Source organism: Thalassospira sp. MCCC 1A01428 (assembly GCF_002115825.1).
GTDB lineage: Bacteria > Pseudomonadota > Alphaproteobacteria > Rhodospirillales > Thalassospiraceae > Thalassospira.
In genome coordinates this window covers 240535-251946 of sequence record NZ_JFJZ01000002.1, presented here as the reverse complement: position 1 = coordinate 251946, position 11412 = coordinate 240535, and the positions used below count along the sequence as shown (strand labels likewise).

General features: G+C 53.2%; 9 protein-coding genes and 1 tRNA gene. 4 read left to right on the top strand and 6 right to left on the bottom strand.

Annotated elements, in window-relative coordinates; genetic code table 11:
* Window positions 1-34: 34 nt before the first annotated feature.
* The gene (gene cmk / locus THS27_RS02735) at window positions 35-679 is read right to left on the bottom strand and encodes a (d)CMP kinase (RefSeq protein WP_085587613.1); all 645 of its coding nucleotides are present in this window, start codon (window positions 677-679) and stop codon (window positions 35-37) included.
* A 96-nt stretch (window positions 680-775) separates the two neighbouring features.
* Window positions 776-2122: a 3-phosphoshikimate 1-carboxyvinyltransferase gene (gene aroA / locus THS27_RS02730; RefSeq protein ID WP_085587739.1), complete on the bottom strand. Its 1347-nt coding sequence runs from the start codon at window positions 2120-2122 to the stop codon at window positions 776-778.
* A gap of 407 nt (window positions 2123-2529) precedes the next feature.
* Here aroA and THS27_RS02725 point away from each other — a divergent pair, with 407 nt between their 5' ends.
* The 4 genes from THS27_RS02725 (at window position 2530) to THS27_RS02705 (ending at window position 5139) form a co-directional block, all read left to right on the top strand.
* Window positions 2530-2832, top strand: a complete 303-nt coding sequence (locus THS27_RS02725) for an FYDLN acid domain-containing protein (RefSeq protein WP_085587611.1) — start codon at window positions 2530-2532, stop codon at window positions 2830-2832.
* Window positions 2833-2942: 110 nt separating this feature from the next.
* Window positions 2943-3018: transfer RNA gene (locus tag THS27_RS02720), tRNA-Ala, on the top strand.
* A gap of 634 nt (window positions 3019-3652) precedes the next feature.
* The gene (locus tag THS27_RS02710) at window positions 3653-4213 is read left to right on the top strand and encodes a hypothetical protein (RefSeq protein ID WP_085587607.1); all 561 of its coding nucleotides are present in this window, start codon (window positions 3653-3655) and stop codon (window positions 4211-4213) included.
* The gene (locus THS27_RS02705) at window positions 4210-5139 is read left to right on the top strand and encodes a hypothetical protein (RefSeq protein WP_085587605.1); all 930 of its coding nucleotides are present in this window, start codon (window positions 4210-4212) and stop codon (window positions 5137-5139) included. The genes THS27_RS02710 and THS27_RS02705 overlap by 4 nt, the downstream gene beginning before the upstream one ends.
* Window positions 5140-5417: 278 nt before the next feature.
* On the opposite strand, the gene THS27_RS02700 is transcribed toward THS27_RS02705, so the two are convergent.
* The 4 genes from THS27_RS02700 to THS27_RS02685 are packed head-to-tail and all read right to left on the bottom strand — an operon-like array spanning window position 5418 to window position 11396.
* Window positions 5418-7538 (bottom strand): HlyD family efflux transporter periplasmic adaptor subunit, encoded by a 2121-nt coding sequence (locus THS27_RS02700; protein ID WP_085587603.1) that lies wholly within the window; start codon window positions 7536-7538, stop codon window positions 5418-5420.
* Between the two features lie 9 nt (window positions 7539-7547).
* Complete coding sequence (locus tag THS27_RS02695; RefSeq protein ID WP_085587601.1) at window positions 7548-8891, bottom strand: efflux RND transporter periplasmic adaptor subunit; 1344 nt, start codon at window positions 8889-8891, stop codon at window positions 7548-7550.
* Window positions 8891-9766, bottom strand: a complete 876-nt coding sequence (locus tag THS27_RS02690; RefSeq protein WP_085587599.1) for an efflux RND transporter periplasmic adaptor subunit — start codon at window positions 9764-9766, stop codon at window positions 8891-8893. The genes THS27_RS02695 and THS27_RS02690 overlap by 1 nt, the downstream gene beginning before the upstream one ends.
* Before the next feature lie 58 nt (window positions 9767-9824).
* Window positions 9825-11396: a TolC family protein gene (locus tag THS27_RS02685; RefSeq protein WP_168184804.1), complete on the bottom strand. Its 1572-nt coding sequence runs from the start codon at window positions 11394-11396 to the stop codon at window positions 9825-9827.
* Between the last annotated feature and the right edge of the window lie 16 nt (window positions 11397-11412).

Genomic DNA, 11412 nt, shown 5'->3' with positions numbered 1-11412 from the left:
GTTCTATCGCCTGACGGTTTGAAACAACCCCCGATCAGTCATCCGTTCCCATATGGGTGCGGATATGCGCCATAACGGCGTTGTACACTGCATCGGCATTCAAACGGTCCGTATCAATATGGATCGCATTGTCTGCCATCTTCAGCGGCGCAACGTCGCGGGCCCTGTCGCGGGCGTCCCGTTCTTCAAGCTCGTTGAGAACGCGCTCGTATATAGCAGCGGGATTTTTTTCCTGCAACTGTTTGAACCGTCGGTTTGCCCGTTCGGCAACACTGGCGGTCAGAAAAAACTTGATCGGGGCCTCGGGGCACACCACCGTGCCAATGTCGCGGCCATCTAATACGGCACCATGACGCTTGCCCGGCGGGGTCTTTGCAAGCTGGCGTTGAAAGTCCAGCAACACCGCACGAACCTGCGGGATTGCCGCCACACGCGACGCAGCATTTCCCACTTCTTCACCGCGCAAATCTTCGTTTTCCAGGTCGTCGGGCTGCAAGTTTTGCGCGGCCTCGACCGCCACTTCGGCGTTATCGGGATCGCCCCCCATTGCCAAAACCTTTGCCCCGGTTGCCCGGTATAAAAGGCCGGTATCAAGATAGGCATAGTCCAAAGCAGCAGCGACTCGGCGGGCCAAAGTTCCCTTGCCGGATGCTGCCGGCCCATCAATAGCAATGATCATGCGTGTTTCCGATCCCGATTTTATAATGACAAAAACGAAGCCTGCCGCACCGTAAAATACAAATAACAGCAGCCTTCAACCGTCACAGCCTGATGGTCAGTTTTTTACCGGGGCAAAATTTGTACCCAGATCCGCCATCAGTTGCTCAAAGATCGGAAAGCTTGTCGCAATCGGGGCGGCATCGTCAACCATTACCGGTTTCTCTGCCCGCAGGCCCAACACCAGAAACGACATTGCAATCCGATGATCCAGATGGGTTTCCACCATGCCACCACCGGGCACAACCCCGCCGGTCACAATCAGGTCGTCCCCTTCGATCCGGTGAATAATGCCGTTTGCCGCCAAACCGGCCGCCACAGCAGCCAACCGGTCCGATTCTTTGACACGCAATTCTTCCAGGTCGCACATCCGGGTTTCCCCTTCGGCATAGGCCGCTGCCACTGCCAGAACCGGGTATTCGTCAATCATCGAAGGCGCACGTTCAGCTGGCACAACAATGCCCTTCAGCCGGTTTTTACCCGTCACCACCAGATCGCCAATGGTTTCACCGGCTTCTTCGCGTTTATTGGTAATGGTAATATCGCCGCCCATTTCAATCAGGGTGGTGATCAGGCCGGTACGCAGCGGGTTCAGGCAGACATCGCGAATCGTCACGTTCGATTCGGGGTGGATCAACGCCGCCACCAGCGGAAACGCTGCCGAAGACGGATCAGTTGGCACCACAATATCGGCCGCCGTCATCTGGCACGGCCCGGTCAGGCTCACGGTGCGACCGCCATCGTCATTTACCTGTACATCCACATCGACACCAAAATGGCGCAACATGCGTTCGGTATGGTCGCGCGACGGTTTGGGTTCGATCACAGTGGTCGTGCCCGCCGTATTAAGACCCGCCAGCAACACAGCCGATTTCACCTGGGCCGATGCCATGGGCAGGGTATAGGTCACCGGTACGGCTTCGTCAGTGCCAATCACCGCCATTGGCGGGCGGCCCCGGTCACGCGTGATGAATTTTGCGCCAAATTCGGCCAACGGGTCGGCAACGCGGCCCATGGGGCGTTTGCACAAGGACGCATCCCCGGTAAAAAACGTGGTAATCGGGTGGGTGGCCACAATTCCGGCCAGCAGGCGAATCCCGGTACCGGCATTGCCCATGTCAATCACAGAATCGGGCTCGCGCAGCGCGCCGACGCCAACGCCATGGACATGCCAGGTACCGTCGTCATCACGGGTAACGGTCGCACCGAGTTTGCGCATGGCATCGGCGGTTGCCAGCACATCTTCCCCTTCAAGCAGGCCGGTAATACGGGTTTCGCCCTCCGCCAGGCCACCAAACATCAGCGACCGGTGCGAAATCGATTTATCACCCGGTACACGCACATCGCCTGTCAGGGCGCCGCATTTGGCGGATTGCAAGGGACGTTTGATTTGCGCTGAACTCATCTGATCTGCCTGTATTTTGCTGCGAACCGGGCCGCCGGGGGCCGGACCATAATTAAGACCGGCGCCGAACTTTAGCGAGACGGGGACCGGACTTTGGATAAACGAAATTTCTAAAACGGCAATATGCACGAAATTCACCCTGCGAAAACCGGGTAAAAATACGCAAGACCGTTCCGGGCCATTTTCTAGCATAGAGAATGCGTAACAGGCCAGCATCCTTGGGATTTAACGACACACAAATCGCCAGATGACCCGCTGTGAATAATTCCGAATGCAAGCATTGTGAAAACAGGTGCAATTTCCTTTTGACAAGGCTGTAACAAGATGGCAATTGGGCCAATCAGATTGAAGGGCGTAGTCCTTCGTTCCACTTTTGTAAAAAATTGGTATAAAGAGGGTCTACCGTAATGTCAGCCCGCGGTAAGAAACGTCATTGCCTCGCATGCGGCACCAAATATTATGACCTGAATCGGACACCGGTTGTCTGCCCGAAATGTGGCACGGCAGACGGGGTTGCCAAACCCAAACGGGTGGCCGTAGCCAAGCCGAAGAAACAGGACGACGACATCGAAGATGTTTCGGATCTCGACGATGATGTCGATACCGATATCGACGACGATCTTCTCGAAGACGCCTCTGATCTGGGCGAAGACGATGATGATCTCGGCGAGGTTCTTGAACATGTCGAAAACAACGACGAAGACCGCTAATTTTTTTTGAAATTAGGTCTTGCCAACCGTCACCTAACCTTCTAAATATCCCCGCGCTGCAACGGACAAGCACTTGGAAATTGCAGCGCGGACGATACTAAAATGATTATGGGGCCGTAGCTCAGTTGGGAGAGCGCTACAATGGCATTGTAGAGGTCGTCAGTTCGATCCTGATCGGCTCCACCAATCAAAACCCGTCGCCTAAAGCGACGGGTTTTGTTGTATCCGGGGGCTTGCGATTGTTTCAGTAAATCGCCAATGAACCACCTCCCAACTTCCCCGCCCAACCCACACACGTATTCCTCCCACATCTATGTCTTGACCACCACAATTCTCAAATCCGCGGCGCACAATAATGCGCCCGTCCAAATGAACTACCATAGGCAGATTCGCATAGGCCGCCTCGGGTTCATTTATCTTCGACAGCAGCATTCCCGAGCCCCTTGGCTACCTGTCCCTTTGAGGCCTACTCTACTGCCCCACGTCAGCGCAGCAACCAATGCAACCCACTACAACCACCGCGTTGTCGTGGGTCGTTCTGAGACACAATCTTCACGCTGGACGCCGAGCGAAAGCAGGACCGGCCAATGGTCACAGCGAACTATACAATCATGCGCAAGATCTACGCCGGGCTCGGATGCGATATCTTGGATCTTGCCCACACTCACATCACAGTACGTAACGACCATGTCGTCATACAACTATCCTCGCCCATTAGGTTTGAAACAACGTTAAGTGCTTGATAGCTTACACAATGTAGTGTTTAGATTGATTTACTCCCGACAGATTAAACTGCAATGAAATCGTACAGGAAAAAAATTTGTCTATCCCAGATTGGAATATGGCAGGTGTAGTACCGCCCATTAGGCCCGGCGCTAATCCCGCCGGAAAAAACCGTTCTCCATATAAGGTTTCCCTAATTGATTTTGCAGATCGCTTCTGCTTGAGCGCCGAGCGGCTTAAAATTCTAAATGGATTTATTGATCTCAGAGCGGGACTGCACTCCATTGGCCTAACTCAGGGCTTCCAGTGGATCGATGGGAGCTTTCTTGAACATATTGAAGACACTGAGGGTCGATCACCAAACGATGTGGATGTAGTCACCTATGCATTCCTACCCGCAGGTGAAACACAGCTGACCTTCATGTCCACGCTTCAGCCATACATGGATCGCCAAGCCGTAAAGAATCTTTACAAAGTAGATCACTTTATAAAGATTCTTCCTCAGCTTAATATCCACGATATATGCTACTGGTACAGCTTGTGGTCTCATCGGAGGGATGGGATGTGGAAAGGATATGCTGAGGTTGACCTTGCTCCGACTGACGATGCGCAGGCTAAGAGCCTTCTGGCGACAAAGAGCTCAGGATTTCAACCATGAAGATTAGAAGAAAGGATGCACTTCTTTCGGAAATCAATGAGGTAGAAGTAATACTCGAAAATATTCCGAGCGAGAATGTTATTGATCGCTTCGGACTAGAAGCTCGCCTCAAAGAGCTAAAAGAAGAACTAGAGCGGCTTCCATACCCTATCCAAGAACCTGAAAGTTTATCTCTGACCTTTCGGGGTGATCCTGTGCGTGGCAGCACTGCCATTTCAGCTGATTTTGCAGGTAGCGCCTCTTCCGCATTTGTGGACGCATTCTCTGCCATTGTTGCGGGCCTTAAAGGGTCTCTAAAGTATTCCGGTCCCATTCCTGATAAATCTCTCGCCCCCCTCATGATCACAGGGATGGCGACTGGCTCATTTGGCTTTGAAATGGAGCTACCAAATCTCCAAGGGGAGCTTTTTGAAGAAAAAGCGAGCGCAGGCGGCGCTGTCGAAATCCTTAAAGAGCTGCTTCGCGTTTCCGCTGAGGGAACGGATGATGATATCTCGGACATAGTTGAGGAAATTCACCCTCGGGCAGTTAGCAAAGTTGCTGCTTTTTTATCGGAAATCTCAAAGAGAGGTGCTTGGTGCGGATTAGAGTTCCGCGATAGCTATTTCAAGTATAACAGCCTAGAAGAGCTGAAAAGCTCAGAAAGAAGGCTACGCAAAGATAACGTTTTCGAAACTGAGGAAACGTATTTCGGTGAGTTTCAAGGCTTCCTCCCGCAGGGACGAAGCTTTGAGTTTGTTGTATCTGGTGAATCTAAAGTGATTCGAGGTCGTTTAGGGCTAGATATCGATGAGCCGGACGTACTCAATCGCGAATGGCTTCACAAACCAACTCGTGTGAAGTTCAATGTCGTTCAAGTTGGTCAGAGCCGCCCAAGATATACCCTCGCCTCTCTAGATGACTTGGGCGCGCAAGGTATCGACTAAAATACAGAAAGTTGAGGCGATGCGAAATGAGCTTAGGATTTGAAGTTTGGCGACTGTTTAAGAAAATCACCCATCAACCACATCCTAATTTCCCCTTCCGATCCACAGACATTTCCTACGCAACTATGGCCTAACCACCTAGGCCCTCAAATCCACGACGTGCAAAAATGCATCTGTCCATTGGATTGCCACAGGCAGATTCGCAAAGGCACAAGCCATTCGGGCGAGGAATCTATGGTCGGCGACAGCAAGATCTAAATTACGGGAAGATCAACCGCCTAAAGCTGGCTTTCCCTCTGCAACAGCGACACCATGCGGCGTGACAGTTTGCTAAACTGGCTTTCGGGGCGGGCGGTGATGATCACTTTACCACGCACGGCACTGGGGACTTTGGCACCAGTGGTGTTTTTTAACACCACCCGGTAAATCGCGCGGCCGGGCACGAAACTTTTATCTGGCTGTTCCACGGTTTCAATCGGTCCGCCATTTTGTGACCGCATATAGGGTTCGGTTAGGTTGGTGACCCCGGTGGCATCAATCCGCGACACCGTGGCCCGTACCGGCAATTGAACCCCGTCTTCGGAATAAAATGTGGCCGTGGCCCCCGGTTCAATTCTGGGCAGCGACAATTCATCAAGATAGGCGATAACTTCTGCCCCGTCCTCGACCACCGATAAAACCGGTTCATCCACACCAATCCATGCGCCCTGATTGATGGTGTCGTTCATATCGACCACTTTTCCCGACGCAGGCGCACGTAGCACCAGACGCTGTTGTTGCGCCTGCTGGCCGCGCAAAACCCGTTCCTGGGTGGCAAACTGGCTGGCAAGCACCAATGCCCGGTTCTGGCGCAAGGCATCAACGCCGATACTGGCATTTTCCCATGCCAGTTCAGCACGTTTAAGTTCGGCAACCGCAATCTGTTCATCGAGTTCAGGCGATTGCAGGCGGGCAATCACATCGCCCTTTTTCACCATCTGCCCGGTTGTGACCAAAACCTTTTCCACCCGGGCGGCCATTGGCGCATAAACGGTATTATAAGTCAGGGTTAAAACCGCTGGCGCGCTGACTTCGCCCTGCCACGGGATCAACAGCCACGCCAGAAACACCCCCAGCACCGCCAGTGATCGCATCAGCGCAAAATTGAATTTCAGCAATTTGCCAAATGAAAACCACACAACGATTTCCTTTATGATCGGTCGGGCAATAAAGAAATAGATTTCGACCAGAAACAGGACGATCCCCAGTGTTTTGAAGAACAAATGATACACCGCCAATGCGATGCCAAAAAACAGCAGAAAACGGTAAACCCAGATGGTAAAGCCAAAGCCGATCAACAGCAAAGTCGGCTTTTCGGGCGGAACTGCGCCCAGGCCCAAAACCACTTCGCGCAATTTCCAGCGACATACGGCATGGGCGCGGCTTTCAAGGTTGCGTTCACGCACCAGGTCGGAAAACAGGTAATATCCGTCATAGCGCATCAGCGGATTCAAATTGACAAACAGGCTGAGAATCCAGGTGCTGGTGCCAAACAAAAACAGGATGGACCCAATGGGTCCATCAGGAAACAGGTTCCACAACAGCATCGACCAGGCGGCAATCACCAGTTCGCATATAACCCCGGCAGCACCAATTTCCAGCCGGTCACGGCGGCTGGGCAACCGCCAGGCATCGGTGGTATCGGTATATAAAACCGGCCAGAACACAATGAAAGCCACACCAATCACCGGCACCCGCAAGCCGTGCGCCTTGGCCGTATAGGCATGTGACAGCTCGTGTACCGATTTTACCGCTGTCACCGCCAGGCCATAGGCGACAATGCCTTCGAACGATAAAAATCCGCGCAGGGTATGCAAAAACACATCGGGCTGACGCGACACCAGGTAAATGCCAGCAAGGGCGGCACAGACATGCAAAAACACCATTGGCGAGGATGCCAGCCAGCGGACATAGCCAATCGTACGGTTTAAAAACAGGTCCGGCGTTAACAATGGCAACCGAAATGAAATATACGATTTCACCAGTTTGGCCGCCAAACCCGGCTTCATTTTAAGCTGGGTTTTATGGCGACCATGCTGCACGTCATCACACAGCACCAGGTTATGGGCGCGCAAAAAGCCAAACAGCCGGGTTATTTCCTCGGTCGATACGGTATGGCCCAGAAACTTTTCTGCCAGTTGTGAAATTTTGTCGGCGGGCCTGCCATCAATCAGCGGCAGCAAATCAACCGTTACCGGATCAAGCTGAAAATGCCGCCCGGCGGCTGCATCATGCAAAATATAAACCGGGCGCCCATTACGTTCCGGCTCCCCCGGAACAATGTCAAGGTCGCGCCGCAAAACCGGGGGCGGTTCCTGCTGTCGTCCGGGCTGACCAAAGGATAACGCCGGTGCGGCCATAAATCGCCCCTACAGTTCCAGCCAGGGCCGAAGCGCTGCCCACGGCCTGCGAAACAACATCACATATAACGGCACATCATCGCCGTATATTTTGGCAACCCCTCGCAGACCAACCCTTGGCCGGTCGGTACCAACAAAGCCCGACCGCGCCCGAAACGACAACACCCCGGCGGGCGAGTTTTTGGCCTGAAAATCCACAATTCGCATTTTCGCTTCATAAGGATGATCGGGTTCGACATTTAAAAACAGAACCACCCGGTTATCGTCATGTAACGGAATACGGTCATTCACCGGCAACCATAATTCCATTTCCACCGATTTCGGGTCTGCCAGCACCATCAGGCGTTCGCCCTGCGATACCGGCAACCCGGCCATTTCGGTGCGGCCAGGCAAAATCACAATGCCATCCTGCGGGGCCTTGATATCGGCACGGGCAAGCTGACCGGTTATATATTCCAGTTCAGCATTTTTCTGATGCACGCGTGATAGCAAAACCTGCATCTGGCTCGATGATTCCCGATCCGAACTGGCCGCCTGCTGGCTGCGGCGATATTCGGCAATGGCAATTTCATATTCCTGGCGTGCCACGGCCAGATCGGTTTCAAGCTGGGTCGCATCCATATGCACCAGGCTATCACCTGCCTTGACCATCTGGTTGGCATCAACATCCACGGTATCAACAACCCCGCGCAACGGTGCGCGCACCACATAAGGGTTAAGCGGCACCACCTCGGCAGGTACCAGAATTGTCAACGGCACCTTGATAAACATTGCTGCTGCGATTGCCGCAATTGCAACACCGGCCAGCAAAAACCGCTTACGATTGCGTAACAGGTTACGCCTGCGACGACGGCGCATCAGAAATTCCAGTGAAAAGGCCGTGGTTTTTGCCAGCCGTTCCAAAACCCGCAATTCTTCGTCCTGCCAGGGCTTGGCACGCGACAACACCATGCCGCCCAATTCATGCCCACCCGGTGCCCGCAACGGCAACCACAATGAATGAGATGGCAAATAATGCGGCCAGTCGACCTGAAGGCTTTGGTCGATATCCTCAACAGCAATGCGGGTTGGCCGGGCATGGCGTGCGCGCGACAAATGCGCACACAGCTTCTTGCTCCACAATGTAAAGGCCGATTGCCGTTCCGGTTCGGGCAGGTTCGATACGGCCAGCACATCGCCCCGTCCCCGTTCGCCCTGCCAGCACACGGCAATGTCGTAAGGCACAATGATCCGGCTGTCATTAACCACAACGGCACCAAGTGCCGCCCGACTATCAGCATCACGGATTCGGTCCTGCAACAATAAAAGATTGGCAAGGCCACGTGCGCCCGCAGCATTATCCTGTATTGTCATTACCGGGTCGCCGGTGCAATTTGTGCGGATTGTGTCTGGCTAAAGTCAAAACTGACATTACCACTCATACCCGGTAACAGGTCGTCATCGGGTTTAACCGGGGCACCAATAACCCGCACCGTCTGACTTACCGGGTCAACTTCGCGCACAACATATTTGATGGTTGACGGAATGTTGCGGTTCAACTCGTCCACATGCAAATCAAAATGGTCCCCGCGATGCAAACGTGTGAGCAAGCTTGAGGGTACGACCATCTCGATTTCCAGATCCTCGATATTCACCAGCCGCAACACCGGGTCACCGGCACGGACAAATTCGCGGGCCTGCATCAATTGCTGGGTCACGACCCCCGAAAACGGCGCATCAACCGAACATTGCGCCAATTGCGCCCGGATCCCCTTGATATCAGCTTCCGTCAGTTCAACTTCAGACCGGCTTAACGACAGTTCCAGCTTGCTGACATTGTGAATTTTCTCAAGCCGTTCATTAACATCAAGTTTGGTTAATGCGGCCTTGCGTCTGGTTTGCGATACAATTAACTGCGCCTCAAGCGGGGTGCAGTCAAATTTCATCAGGGGCTCGCCCTTTTTAACCCGGCTGCCTTCGCGTGCGCCCAATTGCACCAGTGTCGCCGACAGCGGCGCAGACAAAATGGCATGTTGCACCGGGCGGATCTTGGCCCGAACCGACCCCTGAAAACGATCACCCGATACATCTGCCCCCGGGAAATTTCCGGCAGAATCAGGCATGGGAGCCGGTATCAGGGCGGGTAAATCCCTATTCCCCGCATCAACACCTTGCGACCATGCCGGCTGTGACAGCGCCATTGTCGCTGCCAGAACCACACCAAAAATTCCCGTCTTCACACTGAACACTCTATAAACTCCGCCCGGACATGGCGCTGTTTTACCCCATATCCCGGCATTTCACGCGTTATTTTTCATCAACAAAATCAGGAATAGTCCCAATATTTTCAATCATCGGCAGGTCGCCCCCTTCCCATTTATCAAGCGATTCCTTGATTTTTTCGGCAAGAACCTCTTCCGGTGCATTCAACGACGATGTGACATCCGGCACCAGTCCCAGACTGAACAGGAAGCGGCCATAGGCATCCTGCGCATCGGAATAAGCCAGCACACGGGCCACAGCCGAGCGCAAGGACCGAATTTCACTTCGAATTCGCTCCATCCCGGTGACGGCATCCGTCGCAACAGACTCGTCCGTCAGCTTGGAAATTTCCTTGTCGATTTCGTCAATTCGTTTGGCTTGGTCCAGGCGGGCATTTGCATCCGCATATTCCTGCCACGACACATGGACTGTGGTGATCACAGCCATGTTGGCGGCCATACGCCGGGCGACTGTCATATTGCGGCGCGCGTCATTGGTTTCATTGACGTCACCAATCCGCAACACGTTAAACAGGTTCCACGATACACGCGCACCGGCTTCATACCATGACCGATTGGCAAGGAAATGGTTGGTATCGGCATTCAGCGATCCAAACCCTTCCAGTGACGGAAACAGGCGGGCAATCGCCTTGCGCGATTCGTTCTGGGCGATGCGCAGATTATAGATTTCGTCGGTGTAATCCGAAGAATGAACCAGCGCGTACAATTCCAGCTTGTCAAAATCAGGCTGTTTACGCGGCAAGGGCGGAAAATCGCTGCCGACTTTTAATTGCAAATCTGTTTTTGCCGGCGCGTTAATCAGCGAAGCCAGATCGATACGGGCCGCACCAATGGACTGTTGCATGGTTTCAAGCTGCTGAATGATTTCAATCAGGGCACGCTTGTCTTCCAGAACAGCCAATGGCGGACGCAACCCCTCGGTTCGGGCGGTTTCCAGATCCTTCATCGATTGGTCTGCACGCACCAGCAAATCGTCCACTTCCGGGGCCACACGTTCCAGCAAAACCACCCGCCAGAACGATGTGCGCACTTCCTGAATCAACCGCGCCATTGATTTGGTACGTGCGTGCAGGGCAATAACAGCACGGTCAGCTTCCTGCTTGGCCTGTAAATAACTGATCCCGAAATCCAGCACATTAAAGCTGAAGCGTAAATTGCCATCCCAATGCTGGGCATCGTCGGAATAGGAATAGGATGGTGATTCAACATCGGTTGCATAATCGCGACTATTGGTTGCGTTTTTGTTAGTGCGCGCACTGTACCCGCCATCCGCTTTAAAAAGCGGCATCATGTCGAGCTTGGCCAGGTCAAAGTTTTTTGTCGCCAGCGCCGATTCCATAATCTTGACCCGATTGGCAAGATTGTATTTTAACGCCCGGGCAATGGCATCTGGCAATGTCAACGGCCCGTTAATTTCCGGCACCGATGATTTAATCAGGGCCATGTCGCTTTGCGCCGCGGCTGCCAGATCAGCATCGCTAATCGGCTCCATCTTCACAGCGCAACCACTTAAAAACAGAAATGCCGCCATAACCGGTAAGGTCTTGCTGGCAATTATTGTGCCCGTTTTCGTTTTTGTAATTCTTGTGATTTTCATTTTCGTAACCATTTGC